Source organism: Streptomyces griseobrunneus (assembly GCF_046713465.1).
GTDB lineage: Bacteria > Actinomycetota > Actinomycetes > Streptomycetales > Streptomycetaceae > Streptomyces > Streptomyces microflavus.
In genome coordinates, this window is sequence record NZ_CP177080.1 from 5235492 (window position 1) to 5259551 (window position 24060).

Genomic DNA, 24060 nt, shown 5'->3' on the forward strand with positions numbered 1-24060 from the left:
GGGTGCCATCTCCGGTCTGTCCGGCGCCCACCCCAGCCCGTCCGGCGTTTGAGGACGGAACCGTCGAGCACGTTCCGGGTGCACCGCATTGGCTCTCCCGCGCCCCGGGATCCGAAAGGGTGCCCCCTCACCCAGGCAAGGGTTCCGTCCTCAAACGCCGGACGGGCTGGATGTGCGGGCCGACTCCCGGTGGCGGGTCAGGAAGGACGCCGCCCCCGGCACCCCACCCGGCCGGGCCTCCAGCACGCGGACCGCCCCCGCCACCATCCCCCGGATCCGCGAGGACTGGACCCGGTCCAGCAGGTCCAGCACCTGGTGCCCCGTCGCCGCCGCCTCCTCCACCCGCCCCGCCCGCGCCAGGTCCCCCGTCAGCTGCGCCCGGTACAGCGCGAGGTTCCGGGTGAAGTGCGCGTCCTGGAGCCCCACCGCCCGCCGCCCGTGCCGCGCCGCCCGGGACCAGTCGCCCAGCGCCGACCAGCACTGCGCCTCCAGCAGCTCCAGCTCCGCCTCCCGGAAGAAGCTCATCCACTCCGGGTCACCCCCGGCGGGCCCCCGTTCGAACGTCGCCCGGGCCCGCCCGATCGCCCGGTCGCACCCCGTACGGTCCCCGAGCCCCGCCCGGCCCCCCGCCTCCCGCAGCGCGAGCAGCGCCAGCAGCCGGGGTGAGCCCAGCGTGCGGGCCGCCCGCTGCCCGGCCTCGGCGGCCCGTACCGCCTCCCGGGGCCGCCCCGAGTCCCGGGCCAGGAACGACGTGTTGCAGAACGCGTGCGCCTCAAGACCCGCGTCCCCCGCCAGCCGCGCCGTCGCCAGCGCCTCCGCGTAGTGCGAGCGCGCGTCGTCGAAACGTCCCGAGTCGTGGGCCAGCCACCCCACCGAGATGGCCAGCTCCCCCGCGCCCGCGTGCAGCCGGTCCGCGGTGGCCCGCCGCGTGGTGGTCCCGGCGTCCAGCAGCTCGTACGCCGCCTTCAACGGCCGCGCGGCCTGCCGGTAGAGCCCGTCCGCGCCGTGCCGGTCGTCCAGCACCCGGATCCGCCGTACCGCCTGCTCCACGGCGTCCACCTCGCTCTCACCGACCCGGCGCTGTGCGGGCAGGGAGATCCGGGCGGCGGAGGCGGGAGCCCCGCCGAGACCCAGGGAAGCGGCGGCCACGGTGGCCGTGCCGCTCATCATGAACACGCGACGCAGCACGTCGCTCTCCTCGTCGGTGTGGTGGGTGCCGCCGTGCGGGGCGGCGGGCTCGGACAGCGGAGCCGGCGGCGGCTCGGAGACGACCCGCGCCCCCCGCCCCCGTACGGTCTCGCGGGCCGAGAACCCCAGGTCGGCCAGGGAGGCCCCGGGGAACATGTGCAGGAAGACCCGTTCGTACGCGTAGTTGGGGCAGCGGATCTCCCCGGACTCCACGCGTCCGATGTACCGGGCATCGCACGCGACCTGCTCACCGATCTCCCGCGCCGCCCTGCGGACGGCGGCCGCGAACTCGCCTGCCGAGCGCTGTCCGCGCAGCTGGCGGAAGACGAGGTTGGGAACTGCCCCTGTCGACACCATGGCCGGCCCCTCTCTGGCGCAAGCCGGGTTCTGCTTTCCGGTGTCCCGGCGGAGCAAGAACGTACCTGCTGTGACAGGGAACACACCCCAGCGATTCGGCATATATAAGGGCATCTCGTCCACGATCCGCCATGAACTGCCACCCTTTGCGGCGGTGTGCTCCCGTAGCCCTTGACGCTCTGCCGCCGTTGGTCCATGTGGAGACGGAGTGTGGCTCCGTTCGGCGATGAGAGGAGGGGTTCCCTTGCTGCACATCGGCCAGGAGACCGGCTCACGGACGACCGCGACGAACCCGACGACGACCACGACCCCCACCACGGACCCCGCACCGGCCCCGGCACCCGCCTCGGCACCGGCCGACCAGTCCTGCGACCTCGTCACCGTCCCCGCCCGCCAGGGACTGGAGGCCGTCGACATCCTCCGCCGCGGCCGGGACCACGAGGCCGTCGGCCCGGTCCTGCACAACGGAGCCTGCGACACCCTCGGCTTCCTCGTACCGTCCGGCACCGCCGACGCCTGGGACGTACCCGGCAGCGCCTGTACGCGGACCGACGGCCGCGGGCTGCGCCTCCCCACCACCCCGCCCGCCGCCGGTTCCGGCTGGCTGCTGCCGCCCGCCGAGGACGCCCCGGTCACCGACCCCGCCGTACTCCGCGCCGCCCTCGACCAGGCTGCCCGCCTGCTGGAGGCGGCCGACGGCTGCAGCTGAGCCTCCTCCTGGCGCTGCGCCCATAATGGCGGCACGGGCGGAACCTCCGCCGCTGCCGGTATCCCGGGCCCCCACCAGCAAGGACCAGCGCACGTGGCACGTCGAGGAGCGCCTGGCGGGGGCAAGGACAGGAGCAAGGGCAAGAAGGACCGCCCGAGCGGCAGGGTGGAGCGCGAACCCTTCTCCGGCCCCGTCGACAGCGGTCTCGCCGAGCTCATACCCGACCGGGAGCGCCCGGCCGGCTGGACGCTCCTGCTCGACGGCGCCCCGCAGTCCCACGTGGACCTCGGCGACCCCGCGTACCTCTCCTTCGCCTACCAGCGCAGGCTCGGCCACATCATCGACCTCGCCGCGCCCCCGCTCCAGCCCCTCCACGTCCTGCACCTCGGCGGCGGCGCCTTCACCCTCGCCCGGTACGCCGCCGCGACCCGCCCCCGCTCCACCCAGCAGGTCGTGGAGGTCGACGCGGCCCTCGTCCAGCTCGTCCGCGACCGGCTCCCGCTGGACCCGCAGGCCCGGGTACGGGTCCGGGCGGTGGACGCCCGCGAAGGGCTCGGCAAGCTCCCGGACGGCTGGGCGGACCTGGTCATCGCGGATGTGTTCAGCGGGGCCCGCACCCCCGCCCACCTGACCTCCGCCGAATTCCTCGCGGAGGTGCGCCGGGTGCTGAAGCCTTCGGGGCAGTACGCCGCGAACCTCGCGGACGGGCCGCCGCTCGCCCACCTGCGCGGCCAGGTGGCCACCGCCGCCGCCGTCTTCCCCGAACTGGCGCTCGCCGCCGACCCGGTGGTCTGGCGCGGCCGTCGCTTCGGCAACGCGGTCCTGCTCGCCTCCGCCCTGCCCCTGGCGGTCGCCGAGTTCACCCGCCGGGTGGCGAGCGACCCGCACCCCGGCCGGGTCGAACACGGCCGGGCGCTCACGGACTTCACCGGCGGCGCGGCGGTCGTCACCGACGCGGCCGCCAAGCCGTCACCGGCACCCCCGCCGTCCGTCTTCGAGAACCCCTGATCAGGACCTGGAGGGCTACGGTTCGACGACCTGCACGGTCGGCGGTGTCCCGTTCCAGGTGCAGAACACCGAGTACGTCTTCCCGTCCACCCCGCCCCCGTCGCTGAAGTCGACCCGGATCCAGGCGTCGTTCGTCCACACCTGCATCGACCAGCCCGGCTCCGGCGTCGCCGAGACCAGCTTCGCCGAGCTCTTCCCCAGCTCGAACACGACCCGGCCGCCGGCGGTCCGGTACCCCTTCACCTCACCGGAGTTCGCGGCCGGAATGGAGGACGCGGGCGGCTTCGCCGGGGCGCTCGACGGCGTACGGGAGGGGCGTGCGGCAGACGGGGAAGGGCTCGCACTGCTGCTGCGTGCCGAGGGGGAGGGGGACGGCGAGGAGCGGTACGTGGACGAGACGAGCGGCTCCTCGGTGGACTGCCCGATGCGCTTCGGGCCCCCCGCGCCCACGGAGATCGGCACGGCACGGGGTGGGTCGTACGCCGTCCCGGTCATGACCGTGTGCACACCCCACCACGACAGCGTGACCGCCGCGCCGGTGGCGAGCGACCACGCGAGCGCGTGTACGAGTCCTCGTTGCATCCGGCACATCCTGCACCACCCGGACCTGGACTGTCCCCCTCCGGTAGCTCCTGTTCCGGCTCCGGCCACCCCTGTTCCGGCCTTTGCGGAGGTTTCCGGCGGCGGCGGGACCGGGGCCGGCGCCATGGCGTACGGTGCCGCCCATGGCAAGTGTGCTCGTGGTCGAGGACGACCAGTTCGTACGTTCCGCCCTCATCCGGCACCTCAGTGAGGCCTCCCACACGGTACGGAGTGTGGGCACCGCGCTCGAAGCGCTGCGCGAGGTCGCGCACTTCCGCTTCGACGTGGTCATCCTCGATCTCGGGCTGCCCGACCTGGACGGCGGCGAGGCGCTCAAGATGCTGCGGTCCATCACCGACGTACCGGTCATCATCGCCACCGCGCGCGACGACGAGAGCGAGATCGTCCGGCTGCTCAACGACGGGGCCGACGACTACCTGACCAAACCTTTCTCCGTCGAGCACCTCTCCGCCCGGATGGCCGCCGTGCTGCGCCGCGCCCGCGCGGCCGGCGGCCAGGCGCCGCCGCCCCGGGTCATCCGCGTCGGCGGGCTCGCCATCGACCCGCTGCGCCGCCGCGCCGAACTCGACGGCGCCGAACTCGACCTCACCCGACGCGAGTTCGACCTGCTGACCTTCCTGGCCGGACGCCCCGGGGTGGTCGTCGCCCGCAAGGAGCTGCTGGCCGAGGTCTGGCAGCAGTCGTACGGCGACGACCAGACCATCGACGTCCACCTGTCCTGGCTGCGCCGCAAGCTCGGTGAGACCGCCGCCCGGCCCCGCTATCTGCACACCCTGCGCGGTGTCGGCGTGAAGCTCCAGCCGCCCGCCGACGCCCCGGCCGGGGAGCCGCCCGCATGAGATGGGCCCTGGTCAAGGTGTGTCTGGCCGTCACCGCGATGGTCGTCATCGCCTTCGCCGTACCGCTCGGACTGGTCATCCGGGAGATGGCCAGCGACCGGGCCTTCTCCGACGCTGAACGCCAGGCCGCGATGATCGCCCCGGCGCTCTCCATCACCACCGACCGCGAGGAGCTGACCCGGGCCGTCCTCTCCACCGAACCGGGTGACCGGGGGCGGCTCGCCGTCCACGTACCGGCGCCCGAGAAGGCCGGGGACGGAACCGAGGGCGAGGCCCTGGACGTCGGCACCCGGCGCGCGACGCCCAAGGACGTCGCGACCGTACGCAAGGCCGGGCGCGCCTCCATCACCGAGGTCACCGGCGGCTTCGCCCTCCTCCAGCCCACCGCGCTGTCCACCGGTGACATCGCCGTCGTCGAGGTCTTCGTCCCCGAGGGGGAGGTGTCCAACGGGGTCGCCACCGCCTGGCTGATCCTCGCGGGCGTCGGAGTCGCCCTGATCGTCGGCTCGGTGGCGGTCGCGGACCGGCTCGGCGTACGGATGGTCCAGCCCGCCCAGCGCCTCGCGGGCGCCGCCCAGGACCTGGGGGAGGGGCGGCTCGGCACCCGGGTCCCCGAGGAGGGCCCCACCGAACTCCGTTCCGCCGCCGTCGCGTTCAACTCCATGGCCGACCAGGTCGTCCAGCTCCTGGCCAACGAGCGAGAGCTGGCCGCCGACCTCTCGCACCGGCTGCGCACCCCGCTCACCGTGCTCCGGCTGAACGCCGCCTCCCTCGGCGAGGGTCCGGCGGCCGACCAGACCCGGGCGGCGGTCGAGCAGCTGGAGCACGAGGTCGACACGATCATCCGGACCGCCCGCGAACAGCGCCCGCAGACCCAGGGCATCCAGACCGGCGCCGGGGCCGGGTGCGACGCGTCCGAGGTGATCCGGGAGCGCATGGGCTTCTGGTCGGCGCTCGCGGAGGACCAGGGGCGCGAGGTGCGGCTCGCGGGAGTGGACCGTACGGTACGCATCCCTGTCGCCCGCCCCGAACTGGCCGCCGCCCTCGATGCGTTGCTCGGCAACGTCTTCCGCCACACCCCCGAGGGCACCGCCTTCTCCGTCGACGTCCACCACAGTGGCGACGCGGTGATCGTCCTCGTCTCCGACGCGGGCCCCGGGATCGCCGACCCGAAGGCGGCCCTGGCCCGGGGAACCAGCGGCGGCGGCACCGGGGCGGGCGCGGTCGGCTCCACCGGACTCGGCCTGGACATCGTCCGCCGGGTCGCTGAATCCACCGGCGGCGACCTGCGCATCGGCCGGTCCGTGCTCGGCGGCACCGAGGTCCGCATCTGGATCGGCCTGCACGGCAGCAGCCCTGAGCGCGGAAGGCGCGGCCACGGCCGCCGGGTCGCCCGCGGATTCGGCCGCCGGCGCCCCAAGGAGCCCCGGACCGCAGCCGGCCCCGGGGCTCAGCATTAACCCGCTCCCATGCGTTCCTTAAGCGCACCCTAAGAACATCAACTCCGGTCCGTAAAGACCGCTTTGCCCGTTCCGCTGCCGCTAGCGTCTGTCACACACCCCCAGGGAAATCAGCAGGACGCAGAGCAGCACACACAGGCAGGCAGGGCACGTTGATGGGTTCCAGTACGCACCGCCGCACGGCGAGCACCCGTACCAAGGCGGTCGGCGCGATCGTCGCCGCAGCCGTCATCGGCGGGACGGTCTTCGCCCTGACCGGTACGGCGCAGGCAGCCGCGATCGGGGCCGCGTACACCCGCACCAGCGACTGGACCAGCGGCTACACGGGCCAGTACGTCGTCACCAACGAGACGGACAAGGCCCTCACCGACTGGACCCTCCGGTTCGACCTCCCGGCGGGCACGAAGATCGGCTCGCTCTGGAACGGCGAGCACACGGTGCAGGGCAACCGCGTCACCGTGAAGCCCGCGAGCTGGGACAAGGAGCTCGCCCCCGGGAAGTCCGTGACGGTCGGCTTCGTCACCTCCGCCACCGGCACGGCGGGCGACCCGGCCTCCTGCCTCATCAACGACGTCACCTGCTCCGTGGACAGCGGCCCGGTCCCCACCCCCAGCGGCCGCCCCACGGACACCCCCACGACCGCGCCCACTCCGACCCCCACGGAGCCGGACCCGGTCACACCGACCCCCACGCCGGCCCCCACCGCCACCGGTCGCCCCGGTGGCGGCGGGGAAACCGGCTCCCGGTTCGCCCCCTACATCGACACCTCCCTCTACCCCGCCTACGACCTCCTCGACACCGCCACCAAGACCGGGGTGAAGGAGTTCCACCTCGCCTTCATCACCTCCGGCGGCAGCTGTGCCCCGCTCTGGGGCGGAGTCACCGGCCTCGCTGACGACCATGTGGCAAAGCAGATAGGCGCGTTGAGGGCCAAGGGCGGTGACGTCCGGGTCTCCTTCGGCGGCGCGGCCGGTGCCGAACTGGCCCTGAACTGCTCCTCCTCCGCCGATCTCGCCGCCGCATACGGCAAGGTCGTCGACGCCTACAAGCTCACCAAGGTCGACTTCGACATCGAGGGCGCCGCCCTGCCCGACACGGCCGCCAACACCCGCCGCGCCCAGGCCATCGCCCAGCTCCAGAAGAAGTACCCGGACCTGGACGTCGCCTTCACCCTGCCCGTGATGCCCGAGGGGCTGACCCAGCCCGGCATCGACCTGCTCGCCGACGCCAAGAAGAACGGCGTCCGGGTCGACGGGGTCAACATCATGGCCATGGACTACGGGCCGGCCTACAGCGACGACATGGGCACGTACGCGATCCAGGCGGCGACCGCCACGCAGGCCCAGATCAAGGGCGTCCTCGGACTCTCCGACGCCGCCGCGTGGAAGGCCGTCGCCGTCACCCCGATGATCGGTGTGAACGACGTCGTCACCGAGATCTTCACGGTGGAGGACGCCACGCAGGTCGTGAAGTTCGCCCAGGAGAAGGGCATCGGCCGCCTGGGGATGTGGTCCGGTACCCGGGACAAGGCCTGCCCGGGCGGGCCCAAGCCGGCCGCCGACGCCACGTGCAGTTCCATCGACCAGGAGCCGCTGGCCTTCACGAAGGCGTTCGCGGCCTTCGGATAGCCCCTTGGACCACCCCGCGCCCCCCACGCGCGCGCCCCGGCCGGGCCACCCCACCTCCGGCCGGGGCGCGTTCCTTTCGGCGCCCGGACGATGTCCTCAAGGGCTGGAAGAACCCCGCCACTCCTCCGCGTACTCGTCGAAGATCGCCCGCAGATGGTGCCCGATCTTCAGGTAGTCCAGGTCGTCCAGGTTGGCCAGCGACACCCGTACCGACCACTCCGGCCCGTCGAAGCCGCCGCCGTTGAGCAGGACCACCGACGTCTGCTCGGCCAGCCGGAAGAGCGGGTCCACCGGTTCGTAGTTCGCCTCCAGGAACTGGGCGAACGGCTTCCCGTGGACGCGCTCCGCCTCCGCCAGCAGGTCCAGTTCGATGTAGTACGCGGCCCGCTTCGGGTCCTCCGAGACCTTCATGTGCACGCCCTCCAGAAGGAGTTGGAGCCGCTGCTGCACGATGGCCCGGATGCGGTGCTTGTACGCCTGCCCCTCGTCCAGCATGTCGAAGAGCGAGAACAGCGCCATCATCACCTGCTGCGGGAGCGAGAGCCCCGCCGTGTGGTTCAGCGCCACCTGCCGGGAGTCCGCCACCATCCGGTCGATGAATTTCATCTTCTCCGGCTCCAACGACAGAGTTCCGTAACGCTTGTTGAGACGTTCCTTCTGCTCCGCTCCCTGGTCCTTCAGCATCGCGTCGATCACGTTGTCGTCGTGCAGCGCGATCACCCCGAGCCGCCAGCCGGTCGCCCCGTAGTGCTTGGAGTAGGAGTAGACGAGCAGCGTGTTCCGCGGCAGGTCGGCGGCGAGCGAGCGGAACCCCTCCACGAATGTTCCGTACACGTCGTCGGTCACGATGACCAGGTGCGGGTTCTGCTCGCCGACGATGGAGACGATCTGCTCGGTGACCCGCGAAGAGAGCGCCAGCGAGGGCGGGTTGCTCGGATTGACGCAGCAGACCATCTTCACCGACGGGTCCGCCAGCTTGGCGATCTCCTCCGGCGGGTAGCGCCACTGCCGCACCCCGGTCTCGGTGAACAGGTTCGCCTCCACGTGGACCACGTCGAAGCCGTACGTGTCCAGCTCGGGGATCTCCAGGTACGGGGTGAACACCGGGACCATCAGGGCGATCCGGTCGCCCTTCTTCAGGATCCCGTTCTTCAGCAGCGAGTCGAAGATGTAGCACATCGCCGCCGTGCCGCCCTCGGTCGCGAACAGGCTCAGCGTCTGCCCCTCGGGCGGCCGGTGGTCGAACATCTCGTCCGCGAGGTAGCCGCGCACGATCTCCTCGGTGTGGCGCAGGATCCGGTCCGGCACCGGGTAGTTGTCCCCGATCGAGGAGTCCGCCAGTTCGTGCACGAACGCGTCCCGGTCGAAGCCGAACCGCTTCACCGCCAGGTCCACGCTCGCCTTCAGCAGCTCGATGCCGGGCAGCTCCGGATGCGTACGGACGAAGTGCTCGAACCGCTCCGCACACCCCTCCTCCTCGGGCATCCCGCCGAGGTTGTCAGCCGTCCAGACCCGGCGGGACTCTTGAATCGCGAAGTAGCCGAGCGCGTGGTACGCCTCGCGCGGGCCGGTGGCGGTCCAGTTCGGGTTGCCCCGGCCCGCGTTGAGCATCGCCCGGGTCGTCTTCCCCTTCTGGCCGGGCTTGTCGCTCTGCGCCTCCGTCGCGATCCGGATGAATTTGTCCTTCAGCTCGAAGGGCGAGAGCTGGGCGAAGGACCGGATCTCCTCCCGGCTGAGGCGGGTGGTCTTGGGCATGGCGGTGTCCGCTCCGTGGAGGTCGTCGGTGGTCGGGGGGCCGGCCGTCGTCATCTCAGGCCCCCAGCACGCCGACGAGGATGGGGCCGGTCAGCGGCAGCAGGAAGTTGGAGAGCGTGTACGTGATCGTGTAGCCGAGCAGCGGTACGGAGCTCTGGGCCACCTGGGTGATGGAGGTGATCGCCGGGGTCGAGCACTGCTGTCCGGCGATGGCACCGATCAGCAGCGGTTTCTCGATCTTCAACAGCTTCCGCCCGACGACGAGCGAGATCGTCGCCGGCACGAGGACCATGGCGATCCCGGCGAACGGCAGCAGCGCCCCGTACTGCTTGAGCAGCGGCCAGGCCTGCGGCCCCGCCGCCAGTCCCGTACAGGCGATGAAGACGGCCAGGCCCATGTCCTTGAGCGTGGTCGCGGCCTGCGGGGGGAACGCGCCGAAGGTCTGTTTGCGGGAGCGGAACCAGCCGAAGACGAGGCCGGAGATGAGGCAGCCGCCGCCCGTGCCGAGCGACATCGGGACGTCCCCGAGCTTGACCACGATCTGGCCGAGCAGGGAGCCGGCGACGATGCCGAAGCCGATGTAGACGAAGTCGGTGGAGTCGTTCTTGACCACCGCGCCGATCTTGGCCACCAGCTTGTTCAGCCCGCCCCGGGCGCCGACCAGGGTGAGGACGTCACCCCGCTGGAGGACGGTCTCCCCGCTGGCGGGGAGGTGCTGGTCGTTGCGGAGGACGTCGGTGATGTAGACGCCGTCCTTGCGGAACTCCGGATGGTTCTTCTCCAGCCGGTCGATGGTCGAACCGGCGGTCGCCTTCTCGGTGACGGCGACCTGGCTGGTGGCCAGCGGGGTGTCGAGCCCCGGGACGGCCGGGGTCTCCGGGCCGATCTCCCGGCCCGCCTCGATGATCGCGGAGCGCCGGCCGACGATCTGGACCAGGTCGCTGAGGGTCAGCTCCAGGCCGGGGGAGGGCGTGAGTAGCTTGCTGCCGCGCTTGACCCCCTCGACCGTGATGTGGCCGCCCAGTGAGCTCTCCAGGTCACCGATCGTACGTCCGTCGGCCAGGGTCACCAGATAGGTGCGGCCGACCATGCCGGGCAGCGCCTCGCGTTCGTCGGACTCCAGTCCGGCGTGGCCGCCGCGCATCTTCTCCCACAGCTCGCGGGAGGCGTCGGCCAGGTTGATACGCAGCAGCATCGGCATGATCTGGCTGGTGAAGAGGACGATGGTGATCAGGCCGAAGAGGTAGCAGACCGTGTAGGCGGTCGCCACGTGCCCCTGGTACTGGGTGATCTGCTCGGAGGTCAGATCGCTGAGCTTGCCGATCGCCTCGGTCGCCGTCCCCACGACGGCGGACTCGGTGGCCGCCCCCGCCAGGATCCCGGCGGCCGTGCCGACGTCCAGGTCGAAGGCCTTGGCCAGCCCGTAGGCGATACCGAGGACACAGACCAGTTCGATCAGGCAGAGCACGAAGAAGCGCAGGCTGGAGCGGTTGAGGTTGGCGAAGAACTGCGGCCCGGCCATATAGCCGAGCGAGAAGATGAACAGCGCGAAGAAGACGGTCTTGACGTCGTCGTCGACGCTGACGTGCCGGGTGCCGATCAGCAGCGACACGATCAGCGTGCCGCAGATGCCGCCGAGCGTGATCGGTCCGACGCGGAGCTTGCCGACGAGATATCCGGCGGCGAGACAGAAGAAGAGGGCCAGTTCGGGATGGTCGCGCAGAATGCCCATCCCGCCTCACCCACCCGGTCCGGTGTCGGGGGCCAGAATGATCAAAGGGGGCATAAGGGCGAAATTAACAGGGGTGGGTCCACCTGGCATTTCGCCGGGCGCCGACCGCCCCCGTTCATCTTCCGACGGGTGGGCGGCCCGGTCGCCGCCGCGTGACGCGGTGGACATCCCTCGGCAACGGAATCGTCTTCAACTCTTGACACCCACCCCCTTGAGGCAGGAACCTTCCGGCATCGGCGCATGGGAGCGCTCCCACAACAACGGGAGGGGATCTCGCGCGCTTCCTTTCCGTAGGACTCCCCGGAACAAGGAGCAGTGGAATGCGCATCACCCGCAGCGTTGCCGGTCGACGCCGGAGAACCGCGATCGTGGCCACCACCGGCCTGACGGTCACCGCCCTGTTGCTCACCGGCTGCGGCGGCTCGTCCGACTCCGGCAGCAAGGGGGCCGACGCCGACGGCAACATCACGCTGACCCTGGCCGACTTCGGCCAGTTCGGGTACAAGGAGGCCGGGCTCTTCGAGAAGTACCACGAGCTGAACCCGAAGATCACGGTCAAGGAGGACACCACCGCCGAGGAGAAGAACTACTACCCCAAGCTGCTTCAGCAGCTGAACTCGGGCAGTGGCCTCGCGGACGTCCAGGGCATCGAGGTCGGCCGGATCAAGGAGATCGTCGACACCAAGGCGGACTCCTTCGCCGACCTCTCCAAGGTGATCGACGTCGACGAGTGGGTGTCGTGGAAGGCCAAGCAGGCCACCGCCCCCAGCGGCGCGGTGATCGGCGCGGGCACCGACATCGGCCCCATGTCCCTCTGCTACAACCGTGAGCTGTTCGAGAAGGCCGGCCTGCCCACCGACCGCACCGAGGTCGCCAAGCGGACCGCGGGCGGCTGGGAGGACTTCCTCGCGCTCGGCGAGGAGTACAAGAAGAAGGCGCCGAAGGGCACCTACTTCATGGACTCCGCGAGCGCCATGTTCAACGCGGTCGTCAGCTCCAGCCCCGAGCAGTACTACGACGCGAGCGGCAAGCCGGTCTACAAGGAGAGCGCAAGCGTCGCCAAGGGCTGGGACCTCGCCGCCGAGGCCGCCTCCAAGAAGCTGACGCAGGGCCTGGCCCAGTTCGAGGACCAGTGGCAGTCGGCCCTGCGCAAGAGCACCGTCGCCACCGTCGTCTGCCCCGCCTGGATGGCCGGCCAGATCTCCACGTACGCCGGTGACGCCAACAAGGGCAAGTGGGACATCACCAGCGCCCCCGGCACCACCGCCGCCAACTGGGGCGGCTCCTTCCTCGCCGTACCGAAGTCCGGGAAGAACGTCGACGAGGCCACCAAGCTCGTCAAGTGGCTGACCGCGCCCGAGCAGCAGGCCGCCGTCTTCAAGGCGATCGGGGTCTTCCCGTCCAACCAGGGTGCCTACGAGCTGCCCGACGTGAAGAGCGCCACCCTGCCGTACTTCAACGACGCCCCCATCGGCCAGATCTACGCGGACGGGGCGAAGTCCATCCCCGAGGCGGTGCTCGGCCCGAAGGACGGCGTGATCAAGGACTCGATCTCCACGCAGATCAACAACATGGAGCAGCGCGGAACGAAGCCGGACGCGGCCTGGGACGTCGCTGTCCGGACCATCGACAAGGCGATCGGCTGAGCTGAACCGGCCGCACACCGGGGCGGGCGGGCGACCCCTGCCGCGCCCGCCCGCCCCGGCCGCGCCCTCCGCCCCTCCACACACATTCCGCCCGCCCGTCCACCTCCGGCGGAGCGCCCCCAGGGAAGGACTCCCGCCCGTGGCAACCTCGACCCCCACCCGGGACGCGTACGCGTCCCCGCCCCGCGAACCACGGAAGGAAGCACCGTCCGAGCGGCGGCAGTTGTGGCGCAGCCGGCTGTGGCGGTTCGACGACAAGGCGTCCCCGTACGCGTACATCGCGCCGTTTTTCCTGGTCTTCGGGGCCTTCGGTCTCTACCCGCTGCTCTACACCGGCTGGATCGCCCTGCACCGGGTGGAGATGACCGGCCTGGACTCCATGGAGTGGGTGGGCTGGGAGAACTTCGACAAGATCCTGCACGACCCGGAGTTCTGGACCTCGGTCAGCAACACCTTCCTGATCGGGGTGATCTCCACCGTCCCGCAGCTCCTGGTGGCCCTCGGCCTCGCCCATCTGCTCAACTACCGCCTGCGCGCCAGCACGTTCTGGCGCACGGTCATCCTCACGCCGTACGCGACCTCCGTCGCCTCCGCGGCCCTCGTCTTCGCGCTGGTCTTCCGGGCGGACGGCGGACTGCTGAACTGGACGCTCGGCCTCGTCGGCTTCGACCCGGTCAACTGGGCCAACGGGCACTGGACTTCGAAGCTCGCGATCTCGATCATCGTGATCTGGCGCTGGACCGGCTACAACGCGCTGATCTACCTGGCGGCGATGCAGGCGGTCCCCAACGACCTCTACGAGGCGGCCTCGTTGGACGGCGCGTCGCGCTGGCAGCAGTTCCGCAAGGTCACCATCCCCTCGCTGCGGCCGACGATCCTGTTCACGATCGTCATCTCGACCATCGGGTCCATGCAGCTGTTCGGTGAGCCGCTGCTGCTGGAGGGCGGCGCGCTCGGCGCCACCGGCGGCAACGAGAACCAGTACGAGACGCTCAGCATCTACCTCTACAACTACGGCTGGAACCTCGGACACCTCGGTCCGGCGGCCGCCGTGGCCTGGGCCATGCTCGCGCTCCTGCTCATCATCGCCGCGGCCAACTGGTTCATCGGCCGCTTCGTCCGCAAGTCCGCGGTCTGACCGGGAGCCCTTCCATGACCATGACCAGCCCCACGCCCACCGCCCCGGTGAAGCTCGCGCCGGCCCCGAAGGGCAGCGCCCCGCACCGCCCCAGCCGCTTCAAGATGGGCGCCGGCCAGCAGATGAAGGGCGGCCCGTTCGCGTATCTCGCGCTCGCCGTCGTCGGCTTCGGCTCACTGCTGCCGCTGTACTGGACCCTGGTGGCGGCCTCCCGCACACAGGACGAAGTCCTCGCCACCACGCCGCCGTTCCTGCCGGGCGGCAAGTTGCTGGAGAACGTCTCCACGGCCTGGGAGCAGGCCAACCTCGGCAAGGCGATCCTCAACAGCATCATCGTCTCGTCGTCCATCACGGCCGCGACGCTCTTCTTCTGCACGCTCGCCGGGTACGCGTTCGCCAAGATGCGTTTCCGGGGCCGCGGCTGGCTGATGACCGCCGTCATCGCCACGCTCACCATCCCGCCGCAGCTCAGCGTGGTCCCGCTCTTCATGATGATGTCCGGCCTCGGCTGGGGCGGACAGCTCGAATCGGTGATCTTCCCGACGCTGGTGAGCGCGTTCGGCGTGTTCTTCATGCGCCAGTACCTGATCGAGGCGCTGCCGTACGAGCTGATCGAGGCGGCCAGGATCGACGGGGCGAACAACCTCCGCATCGTGGTGAGCGTGGTGCTGCCGGTGGCCCGCCCCGCGATGATGGTGCTGGGGATGCTCACCTTCGTCCAGGCGTGGAACGACTTCTTCTGGCCCTACCTCGCCCTCAACCAGCAGAACCCGACCCTGCAGGTGGCCCTCGGCCAGCTCAGCGCCTCGTACACCCCCGACCAGTCCATCGTCATGGCGGGCGCGCTGATCAGCACGCTGCCGCTGCTGGTGGTGTTCGTGGTCTTCGGCAAGAAGATCGTGGGCGGGATCATGTCGGGCGCGGTCAAGGGCTGACGCCACAAGCGGTGCGGTCGGCCCGGACCGCACCGCCGCCTCCACCCCTCTCCTTCCCCTACCCCCATGGGAGCGCTCCCACATGACAGTCGTACGATCCGACACCGCCCCGCAGCAGGCCCCCACGGCCCCCGCCCCCTTCCCGACCGGCTTCATCTGGGGCGCCGCCACCGCCGCGTACCAGGTGGAGGGGGCGGCCACCGAGAACGGCCGCACCCCCTCGATCTGGGACACCTTCAGCCACACCCCCGGCAAGGTCCTGGGCGGCGACACCGGAGACGTGGCCGCCGACCACTTCCACCGCTACCGGGACGACGTCGCGCTGATGAAGCGGCTCGGCCTCAAGGCGTACCGCTTCTCCGTCTCCTGGTCCCGGGTCCAGCCCACCGGCCGGGGCCCCGCCGTCGAACGCGGCCTGGACTTCTACCGGTCGCTCGTCGACGAGCTGCTGGAGGCCGGCATCACGCCCGTCGCCACGCTCTACCACTGGGACCTGCCCCAGGAGCTGGAGGACGCGGGCGGCTGGCCCGAGCGCGCGACGGCCGAACGGTTCGCGGACTACGCGGCCATCATGGCCCGCGCGCTCGGCGACCGGGTCGGCATGTGGACGACGCTGAACGAGCCCTGGTGCACGGCCTTCCTCGGTTACGGCTCCGGGGTCCACGCCCCCGGCCGCACCGAACCGGCCGCCGCACTGCGGGCCGCCCACCACCTCAACCTGGCCCACGGCCGGGCGACCGAGGCGCTGCGCACCAACCTCCCCGCCACCGCGCAGACCTCGGTCACCCTCAACCTCCACCAGGTCCGCCCGCTGACCGGCAGCGAGGCGGACGCCGACGCGGCGCGCCGGATCGACGCGGTGGGCAACCGGATCTTCACGGGCCCGATGCTGCACGGCGCCTACCCGGAGGACCTGCTGGCCGACACGGACCGCCTGGTGAAGTGGTCCTCCCTGGTCCACGACGGAGACCTGGCGGCGATCGCCCGCCCCATCGACGTACTGGGCGTCAACTACTACACGCCCACGATCGTCTCCACGCCCGCGTCCGGCGCCGGTGACACCCGTAACGACGGCCACGGCAACAGCGACCACTCCCCGTGGCCGGGCTCGGAGCACGTGGCGTTCCACCTCGCCGAGGGCAAACCGCGCACGGCCATGAACTGGTCGGTCGACCCGAACGGCCTGCACGCCCTCCTCATGGACGTCTCCCGTGAGAACCCGGGCCTGCCGCTGATGGTCACCGAGAACGGCGCGGCCTTCGAGGACGTCCCGGACGCGGACGGCCGGGTCCACGACCCGGAGCGCATCGCCTACCTGCACGGCCATCTGGCCGCCGTGCAGCGGGCGGTGGCCGACGGGGCGGACGTTCGCGGCTACTTCCTCTGGTCGCTGATGGACAACTTCGAGTGGGGGTACGGGTATTCGAAGCGGTTCGGTGCCGTGCACGTCGACTACGAGACCCAGCTCCGCACACCCAAGTCCAGCGCCCACTGGTACAGCGAGGTGATCGCCCACCACGGCCTGCCGTCGGAAGCCTGACCTCGTGAGAGCCGCGGGCCCCGGTCACCCCCGACCGGGGCCCGCGCCATTCCCCGGCTTGGGAGCGCTCCCAATACACTGACCGTACGCTCGTCGGGGTGATCGATCCAGGACTTGGATTGACTGTACGGCTGTGAGAAATTGACCGGGAACGGGGAGGCAGCCATGGCGGCAGCGCGAGTACGGAACGGCGGGCGGCCCACGCTCGAAGAGGTCGCGGCCAGGGCCGGGGTCGGTCGCGGCACCGCCTCCCGGGTCATCAACGGCTCGCCCCGGGTCAGCGAGGCGACCCGCGAGGCGGTCCAGGCGGCCGTGGCCGAGCTGGGCTACGTCCCCAACCGCGCCGCCCGCGCCCTCGCCGGCAACCGCACCGACGCCATCGCGCTCGTGGTGCCGGAGCCGGAGACCCGCTTCTTCGCGGAGCCGTACTTCTCCGCCATAGTGCGCGGCGTGGGCGCGGCTCTCGCCGACACCGAGATGCAGCTGCTCCTCACCCTGGCGGGCAACGACCGCGAGCGCCGCCGGCTCGCCCAGTACCTGACCGCGCACCGGGTCGACGGCGTCCTGCTGGTCGCGGTGCACGCCGACGACCCGCTGCCCGAACTGCTGGAACAGCTCGGCATGCCGTGCGTGATCAGTGGGGCCCGGCACGCGAACGAGCCGCTGGCCTCGGTCGACTCGGACAACTTCGACGGGGCGAGGGCGGCCGTCGAGCACCTGATCACCCGGGGCCGCCGCTCGGTCGCCACGATCACCGGCCGCCTGGAGGTCTACGGGGCCCAGCGCCGCCTGGACGGCTACCGCGCCGCCCTCGCCGCCGCGGGCCTGCCCCCGGACGAGCGCCTCATCGCGCCCGCCGACTTCACCGAGGAGGGCGGCGCACGGGCGATGCGCGAACTCCTGGCCCGCCGCCCCCACCTGGACGCGGTCTTCGCGGCCTCCGACGTGATGGCGGCCGGCGCCCGCCAGGTCCTGCGCGAGGCGGACCGCCGCATCCCCGACGACGTGGCCCTGATCGGCTTCGACGACTCGGTGGTCGCCCGCCATATGCACCCGGCCCTCACCAGCGTCCGCCAGCCCATCGAGGAGATGGGCCGCCGCATGGCCCAGCTCCTCCTGGAGGAGATCGCGGGGCGGACGGGGGAGCGGCCCACGGTGGTGCTTCCGACGGAGCTGGTGGTCCGCGACTCGTCGTGACGGTGGCCGGGAGTCGCCTGCCCCGGTAGCGGCGGCGGGACTTCCGGATTTCACAAGTTCTTCACGCGTCTCCGCTCCGAGGGCTACTGTTCGCTGCGTACGACGAATGTGTGACGCACCACACACGTCACACAGCTGGCTGCCGGGTGCGTTCCGAGCGGCTGTGCATCTGGGGGGCCTCGTGCACGAGATGGTCAAGGGCGCCAATGTCGGACTTGCGGCGCTGAGCGAGGACGTCGGCTCGGTGATGGTCAGCCTGGGGTGGAGCAGCGCCACGGGTGAGGGCGACGCCGACGTCTCCGTACTGCTGCTCGACGGCGCCGGGAAGGTCCGCAGCGACGTCGACTTCTGCTTCTACAACAATCCGGTGGCCGGCAACGGAAGCGTGCAGCTGCTCGGCAAGACACCCACGGCCGACGGCAGCGAGGACCGGATCAGCTTCGATCTGGATGCCGTGCCGGAGGAGATCGACAAGGTGGTCGTCGCCGCCAGCCGATACGGCGGATCCCGCTTCGGCGAGCTGGACGACCTCCGCCTCACCCTCGCGGACAGCGCGGGCGACGGCCTGGTCCGGTTCGCCGTGAGGGAGGCCGACGAGGTCAGCGCGGTCATCTTCGGCGAGCTGTACCGGCGTTCGGGGGAGTGGAAGTTCCGCGCCGTCGGCCAGGGGTACGAGTCGGGGCTCGCCGGGCTGGCGACCGACTACGGCGTCGACATCGACGACGACGCGGCGGAGGAAGCCCAGGAGCAGGGCGAGCAGGGGCCGGAGCAGGAGCAGGAGTACGCCGAGGGGGCGCCGCCGCCGGGTGCGGAGACCGCGCTGCCGGAGCCGGTGGCGGGTGGCCGGCCCGCCGCCCCGGCCCGGGTCCCCGCCCAGGCCACCGGTGCCCGCGCGGACCACGCCCCCGCGGCCCCGGTGCCGGACGGCCCCGCCACGCCGCCCAAACCCGCACGCCGCCCCCGTACGGCGAAGAAGAAGGTCACCCTCCCCCGTACGACCAGGAAGAGCCTCGCCGACAACGAATCGTGGCGCTCCGCCCGGCTGTTCCCCGTGTCGGCGCTCAAGAGCGACCGTGAGCGCGAGACGCGGGCCACCTCCGTCGTCCTGTCGGTGATGGCCCAGGTGCCCGAGTTCGGCCGCCGTCTCACCGCCGGGTTCGGCGCACCGGCCGGCCGGATGGAGACGTTCACCGAGGTGACGCTGCCGCACGGGGAGTCGCCCCGGCGCCCGGACGGCGTGGTCCGGGTCGAACGGGCGGGCAAGCTGTGGACGGCGCTGGTCGAGACCAAGACCAACGGCAACGCGCTCAAGCCCGACCAGGTGCAGGCGTACATGGACATCGCCGCCCGCCGGGGGTACGAGGCCGTCATCACCCTGTCCAACGACGTGGCGCTCGAAGGCAGCCCGCTCGTCGACGTACGGATCGACGGCCGGCGCAAGCACAAGGTGGCCCTCTGGCATCTGTCCTGGGCCGAGGTCGTGCACCAGGCGCAGATGCTGATCCGTCACGATGGCGTCGGCAACGCCGCCCACGCCTGGCTGCTCCAGGAGCTCCTCCACTACCTCCAGCACGAGAACTCCGGCTGCCACGGCTTCCAGAACATGGGAGCGGCCTGGGTCCCGGTGCGCCGGGGGATCGACGACGAGACCCTGTGCCAGGGCGACGCCCGGGCCCTGGAGGTCATCGAGAACTGGGAGCGCCTGGTCCGGCAGGTCTGCCTGCGGCTGGGCGGCGAACTGGGCCAGAAGGTCCTGCCGGTCCAGCGCACCCGGCGCGGCTCCGACCCGAGTGTCCGCCGCACGGAGCTGGCCGACCACCTCTGTGAGCAGGGGCGGCTGAACGCGGAGATCCGGATCGAGGGCACGCCGGGCGTTCTGGCCATCACCGCCGATCTGCGCACCGGCAAGCTCCGTACGTCGATCGAGGTCCCGTCCGCCGAGCCGGGCTACCCCCTCAGCCGGGTCAAGCGGCTGATCAGGCGGCTCTCCGAGGCCCCTGCCGACCTGCACATCGAGACGCTCGTCGACGGCCGGGGCGCCGGTCCTCGCGGCACGCTGGAACGGCTGCGCCCGGAGCCCGCCGACATCGTCCCCAAGGACGGGGCGCAGATCACCGGCTTCCGGCTCTCCCTGTTCAAGGGCATGGGCAGCGGCCGGGGCAGCGCCGAGACCGGCTTCATCCGCAGCGTCGACGAGGCGGTGGACCGCTTCCACGCCCAGGTCGTCGCCCAGGTGGAGGCCCCCGCCACCCGCCGCTCCCGCAGCGAGGAGCCGGCGGGCTGACGAGGGCCGGAGCCGCCACCCGTAACAGCCCTCAATGGTATGGACATGACCAAAAGGCAGGACTAGCCTCCGTCCTGGTCTAGACCAAGTGTGGCGAGCCGCCGTCCGGCCCGGACCCGATCCATCTGTCCGCAAGCTCCACCCCTCACCTCAGGAGCACCACATGCGCAGAGAGATCACCGCCCTATTCCTCGGCCTCGGCGTCGCCGGGGTCTCCCTGCTGGCCACCTCGGGCAACGCACAGAGCCACGGCTACACCGATTCACCCGTCAGCCGGCAGCAGCTCTGCGGCAACGGGACCGTCCGCGACTGCGGGCAGATCCAGTGGGAGCCGCCGAGTGTCGAAGGCCCCAAGGGGTTCCCGGCCGGCGACCCCCGTGACGGGCTGATCTGCGCCGGAGGCAACCAGCGCTTCGCCGAGCTGGACGACCCGCGCGGCGGGGCCTGGCCCGCCTCCGCCGTACAGGCCGGGAAGAGCAGACACGAAGAAGGGCCCCGGTCCGAAGACCGGGGCCCTTCCGTCAGGGTGAGTAACGGGACTTGAACCCGCGACATCCTGGACCACAACCAGGTGCTCTGCCAGCTGAGCTATACCCACCATGTCGTCCGGTCGTTTCCGACCGGCCGAGAAAAAGTGTACAGGGTCCGGGAGGGTGCTCGCGCCCCCGTTTCCCGGGGCCGGTCCGCGGGCGTCGGAACGCCCTTGACCAGCGGTTTTCTACTGTGTGGCGCGGGTCACCTGGCGCGCCGCGATCTCCTTGGCGCGCTCCGAGTCCGGGCCGGGCTGCGGTACGAAGACCGCCTCCCGGTAGTAGCGGAGTTCCGTGATGGAGTCACGGATGTCCGCCAGCGCCCGGTGGTTGCCGTTCTTGTCCGGGCTGTTGAAGTACGCCCGGGGGTACCAGCGCCGGGCCAGCTCCTTGACCGAGGACACGTCCACGATCCGGTAGTGGAGGTAGCCCTCCAGCTCCCGCATGTCCCGCGCCAGGAAACCGCGGTCGGTGGAGACCGAGTTTCCGCAGAGCGGTGCCTTGCCGGGCTCCTTCACATGCTCGCGGATGTACGCCAGGACCTGCTCCTCGGCGTCGGCCAGGGTGGTGCCCCCGGCCAGCTCGTCGAGGAGACCCGAGGTGGTGTGCATCTGCCGCACCACCTCGGGCATGGTCTCCAGCGCCGCGTCCGGCGGGCGGATCACGATGTCCACCCCGTCACCGAGCACGTTCAACTCCGAGTCGGTGACCAGGGCGGCCACCTCGATGAGTGCGTCGTCCGTCAACGAGAGCCCGGTCATCTCGCAGTCGATCCACACCATGCGGTCGTTCATGCGCCCCACCCTACGGGGCGCTCCGCTGTCCCGGCAGGGCCGGGCGCCCGGGAACGTACGCGTCAGGGACCGGCAGCGAGTGCTCCGAGGAGCCCGCCGACGCCGATACCGAGACCGGTGTGCCCCTGCGGCCGGACGGCGCACCCTGGCTGGGCACGACCGTCTCCAGCACCGTCGCGGCGCTCTCCGCCACCCCCTGCGGACGACGGGCCCGGTAGGCGGCCCGGTACGCGGCGGGGGAGGAGCCGAGCTGGCGGCGGAAGTGCCCGCGCAGCGCGACCGGTGAGCGGAAGCCGCAGCGGCCGGCGACCTCGTCGACGGAGTAGTCGGAGGTCTCCAGCAGCCTCTGTGCCTGAAGCACCCGCTGGGTGATCAGCCACTGGAGCGGTGCGCTCCCCGTGAGCGAGCGGAACCTGCGGTCGAAGGTCCGCCTGCTCATGTAGGCGCGCGCCGCGAGCGTCTCCACGTCGAACTGCTCGTGCAGATGCTCCAGCGCCCAGGCCACGACCTCGGCGAGCGGGTCGGAGCCGATCTCTTCAGGTAGGGACCTGTCCAGGTAGCGCTCCTGCCCGCCGCTGCGCCGCGGTGGCACGACGAGCCTGCGGGCGAGTGCGCCCGCCGCCTCGGTGCCGTGGTCGGTGCGGACTATATGGAGGCAGAGATCGATACCGGCGGCCGTACCGGCGGAGGTGAGCACATCGCCGTCGTCCACGAAGAGTTCTCGCGGATCGACGTGCACCGACGGATAGCGCTTGGCCAGCGTCGGTGCGTACATCCAGTGCGTGGTGGCCGGGCGGCCGTCCAGCAGGCCGGCCGCCGCGAGCACGAAGGCTCCCGTGCACAGGCCGACGATGCGGGCGCCCTCCTCATGGGCGCGCCGCAGCGCGTCCAGTGCCTCGGCGGGCGGCGGCGAGGTGATCGACCGCCAGGCGGGCACCACGACGGTGCCTGCTCTGCTGATCGCCTCCAAGCCGTACGGCGTGGTCAGTTCGAGTCCACCCGTCGTGCGGAGTGGTCCGTCCTCGCCGCCACAGACCAGCAGGCGGTAGCGGGGAACTCCCGCGTCCTGCCGGTCGATTCCGAAAACGGAGAGCGGGATGGAGCTCTCGAAGATAGGGCCGCCGCTGAAGAGCAGCACGGCAACGACTTCCCGGCGTCGCCGCCCGGTCAGCTTGCGTGCGGCCTCCGTCGCGGTGGCGGAGTCCTGGCTCATGACGCTAAGCCCCCCTCGGTGTTCGCGTCTCCCTGGTCCTTACGGGCCTGCCGCTCCTGCACGTTTCCCCTCGGTTTCGCACGTTTCCCCAGTCCCCGATTTTCAAGATCGAATCTACTGCGTCGCGTGGTCCCGCCGTGACACCTTCCCCCACCGGCGCTATGTCGATAAGGAAACGTGGCGTGAAGCGTTCGATCACGAAGCGTTTCACCCGCGAAGCGCACAGGGAAGTGCCCTTCACGAACGTGGCCCGTCCGCGTCGGGTGAAAGCGTACCGCGCGGTCTCTTCCTGCCTGGTGGGCGGTAGGTCCTCCGGCCATTCCGCGAAGGGTTCGGCCGAGATATGAAGTTGGCTGAAAACAAGCGGTTGTGTGCGCGGGTTCCAGTCACGCCCGGCGCACAACTCCCGCCTGACGGCCGCCCCGATGCGCTCCCTCGGCCCGGTGAAGCGTGGCGCGTTCGGGCCGCCGGGGCGGAAAGCGCCGGGCTGCCGGGGTGTGGGCGGCTCCTGGGGCAATGGCAGTCGGATTACCGACCGGTGGGCGGCAGTCGACGGGAACCGGCGGTACGGGCCGCCGGCCCGGCGCGCGTCGCTCCCGAGTGCTCCGCACGGCCGCCGAGTGCCCCGGAAAACAGGGCGGGCACCCTTGTCCGGAGTCTCCGAGGCCCGTGTACGACACAACCGGCATTGCCATCCCGGACCACCTCGGGCATGCTCCCTCCAACGTCACGCGTGCTTTTGCGGGGGTCTGGGCGGTGGAGGAGTGACGCCGTACCCTTGGGGGTATGGGGTTGGGAAGATGATTCCCGGACAGAGCTCTCCACCTGCAGACGCACCTCTCGAAACCGCTCCCTCCTCAAGAGGACTCTCTTCGCCGAGACACCGATGGCCGGTCACGAAATCCCTGAACCCGCAGACCGCAAGCAGGTAGCCGACCCCCGGTCGGAGCCGCGGACGGTCGAAGAGGCGCGCCCTGCGTGCGATCCCGCCTTCCGGCACGGAGTCGTGGTCGGTTTCGACGGCTCCACCTCCAGTGAGCGGGCCCTCGCCTACGCGATCGGCATGGCCGGCAGATCGGGCTCCGGCCTGATCATCGTCCACGTGGCCAACCGGCTCCCGACGACTGTCTGGGCAGGCTGCGAGCCCCCCGTCTTCGTCGACGTCCCCGACCACCGCACCGAGGTCCTCGGCCTGGAGCTGGCCTGCGCGGACTACCTCTCCGACGTGCCCTGGGTGCTGGTGGAGCGCGGCGGCGACATCTGCCACGAGCTGGAGGAGGTCGGCCGCGAGTATTCCGCCGACGCCATCGTCGTCGGCTCCACCCACGGCATCGTCGGCCGGATCTTCGGCTCGGTGGCGGGCCGCCTCGCCCGCCGGGCCCAGCGCCCCGTCATCGTCATCCCCTGAGGGTCCGGCAGCCTCCTGAGGGGCCGCCAGAAGGCCTTCCAGCACAACGGGTCGGGCCCCGGCACCGTCGCGCAAACGACGGTGCCGGGGCCCGAC

General features: G+C 71.2%; 18 protein-coding genes, 1 tRNA gene and 1 pseudogene. 13 read left to right on the top strand and 7 right to left on the bottom strand.

The annotated features are described in order from the left end of the window. Positions 1–150: 150 nt before the first annotated feature. Entirely contained in the window at positions 151–1545 is a 1395-nt protein-coding gene (locus tag ACK8N7_RS23845; protein ID WP_403213062.1) for an NsdA family TPR-like regulatory protein, read from the bottom strand. Between the two features lie 244 nt (positions 1546–1789). Here ACK8N7_RS23845 and ACK8N7_RS23850 point away from each other — a divergent pair, with 244 nt between their 5' ends. Both ACK8N7_RS23850 and ACK8N7_RS23855 read left to right on the top strand, forming a co-directional pair. After that, positions 1790–2254 carry a hypothetical protein gene (locus ACK8N7_RS23850; RefSeq protein WP_500444097.1) on the top strand — a complete coding sequence of 155 codons (465 nt, stop codon included), beginning with the start codon at positions 1790–1792 and terminating at the stop codon, positions 2252–2254. Between the two features lie 93 nt (positions 2255–2347). Further along, positions 2348–3262, top strand: a complete 915-nt coding sequence (locus ACK8N7_RS23855; RefSeq protein ID WP_500444098.1) for a spermidine synthase — start codon at positions 2348–2350, stop codon at positions 3260–3262. Between the two features lie 15 nt (positions 3263–3277). Here ACK8N7_RS23855 and ACK8N7_RS23860 read toward each other — a convergent pair whose 3' ends face one another. Further along, on the bottom strand, positions 3278–3844 hold the full coding sequence (locus tag ACK8N7_RS23860; RefSeq protein ID WP_500444099.1) for a hypothetical protein: 567 nt from the start codon (positions 3842–3844) through the stop codon (positions 3278–3280). Positions 3845–3987: 143 nt separating this feature from the next. On the opposite strand from ACK8N7_RS23860, the gene ACK8N7_RS23865 reads away from it, so the two are divergent. From ACK8N7_RS23865 to ACK8N7_RS23875, 3 genes are all read left to right on the top strand, one after another. Then, positions 3988–4704 (top strand): response regulator transcription factor, encoded by a 717-nt coding sequence (locus tag ACK8N7_RS23865; RefSeq protein WP_403213055.1) that lies wholly within the window; start codon positions 3988–3990, stop codon positions 4702–4704. Continuing rightward, complete coding sequence (locus tag ACK8N7_RS23870) at positions 4701–6164, top strand: sensor histidine kinase (protein ID WP_403213054.1); 1464 nt, start codon at positions 4701–4703, stop codon at positions 6162–6164. The genes ACK8N7_RS23865 and ACK8N7_RS23870 overlap by 4 nt, the downstream gene beginning before the upstream one ends. Before the next feature lie 155 nt (positions 6165–6319). Further along, positions 6320–7792 carry a glycoside hydrolase family 18 protein gene (locus ACK8N7_RS23875; RefSeq protein ID WP_500444100.1) on the top strand — a complete coding sequence of 491 codons (1473 nt, stop codon included), beginning with the start codon at positions 6320–6322 and terminating at the stop codon, positions 7790–7792. Between the two features lie 96 nt (positions 7793–7888). Here ACK8N7_RS23875 and ACK8N7_RS23880 read toward each other — a convergent pair whose 3' ends face one another. Both ACK8N7_RS23880 and aspT read right to left on the bottom strand, forming a co-directional pair. Then, on the bottom strand, positions 7889–9547 hold the full coding sequence (locus ACK8N7_RS23880) for a bifunctional aspartate transaminase/aspartate 4-decarboxylase (RefSeq protein ID WP_500445839.1): 1659 nt from the start codon (positions 9545–9547) through the stop codon (positions 7889–7891). A 55-nt stretch (positions 9548–9602) separates the two neighbouring features. After that, positions 9603–11279 (bottom strand): aspartate-alanine antiporter, encoded by a 1677-nt coding sequence (gene aspT / locus ACK8N7_RS23885; protein WP_500444101.1) that lies wholly within the window; start codon positions 11277–11279, stop codon positions 9603–9605. A gap of 320 nt (positions 11280–11599) precedes the next feature. On the opposite strand from aspT, the gene ACK8N7_RS23890 reads away from it, so the two are divergent. From ACK8N7_RS23890 to ACK8N7_RS23920, 7 genes and pseudogenes are all read left to right on the top strand, one after another. Next, positions 11600–12925, top strand: coding sequence for an ABC transporter substrate-binding protein (locus ACK8N7_RS23890; protein ID WP_403213048.1), 1326 nt, complete (start codon positions 11600–11602; stop codon positions 12923–12925). Positions 12926–13064: 139 nt separating this feature from the next. Beyond that, entirely contained in the window at positions 13065–14063 is a 999-nt protein-coding gene (locus ACK8N7_RS23895; RefSeq protein ID WP_500444102.1) for a carbohydrate ABC transporter permease, read from the top strand. 14 nt (positions 14064–14077) lie between these two features. After that, on the top strand, positions 14078–14998 hold the full coding sequence (locus tag ACK8N7_RS23900; protein ID WP_500444103.1) for a carbohydrate ABC transporter permease: 921 nt from the start codon (positions 14078–14080) through the stop codon (positions 14996–14998). Positions 14999–15080: 82 nt separating this feature from the next. Beyond that, the gene (locus ACK8N7_RS23905; RefSeq protein WP_500444104.1) at positions 15081–16538 is read left to right on the top strand and encodes a GH1 family beta-glucosidase; all 1458 of its coding nucleotides are present in this window, start codon (positions 15081–15083) and stop codon (positions 16536–16538) included. Between the two features lie 165 nt (positions 16539–16703). Beyond that, entirely contained in the window at positions 16704–17735 is a 1032-nt protein-coding gene (locus ACK8N7_RS23910) for a LacI family DNA-binding transcriptional regulator (RefSeq protein ID WP_015608710.1), read from the top strand. 190 nt (positions 17736–17925) lie between these two features. Then, on the top strand, positions 17926–20019 hold the full coding sequence (locus ACK8N7_RS23915) for a TerD family protein (protein WP_403213402.1): 2094 nt from the start codon (positions 17926–17928) through the stop codon (positions 20017–20019). Positions 20020–20182: 163 nt separating this feature from the next. Next, positions 20183–20497: pseudogene (locus tag ACK8N7_RS23920) on the top strand (lytic polysaccharide monooxygenase); the annotation flags it as partial. Positions 20498–20544: 47 nt separating this feature from the next. Here the strand turns inward: ACK8N7_RS23920 and ACK8N7_RS23925 are convergent. The 3 genes from ACK8N7_RS23925 to ACK8N7_RS23935 all read right to left on the bottom strand — a co-directional run bounded on the left by ACK8N7_RS23925 (position 20545) and on the right by ACK8N7_RS23935 (position 22556). Next, positions 20545–20617 (bottom strand) — tRNA-His (locus ACK8N7_RS23925). Positions 20618–20737: 120 nt separating this feature from the next. Beyond that, positions 20738–21343 (bottom strand): oligoribonuclease, encoded by a 606-nt coding sequence (gene orn / locus ACK8N7_RS23930; protein WP_031126138.1) that lies wholly within the window; start codon positions 21341–21343, stop codon positions 20738–20740. A gap of 10 nt (positions 21344–21353) precedes the next feature. After that, a complete protein-coding gene (locus tag ACK8N7_RS23935) occupies positions 21354–22556 on the bottom strand; it encodes a helix-turn-helix domain-containing protein (protein ID WP_015608706.1) in 1203 nt (400 codons plus the stop codon). An 886-nt stretch (positions 22557–23442) separates the two neighbouring features. On the opposite strand from ACK8N7_RS23935, the gene ACK8N7_RS23940 reads away from it, so the two are divergent. Then, the gene (locus tag ACK8N7_RS23940; RefSeq protein ID WP_015608705.1) at positions 23443–23964 is read left to right on the top strand and encodes a universal stress protein; all 522 of its coding nucleotides are present in this window, start codon (positions 23443–23445) and stop codon (positions 23962–23964) included. Positions 23965–24060 lie beyond the last annotated feature (96 nt).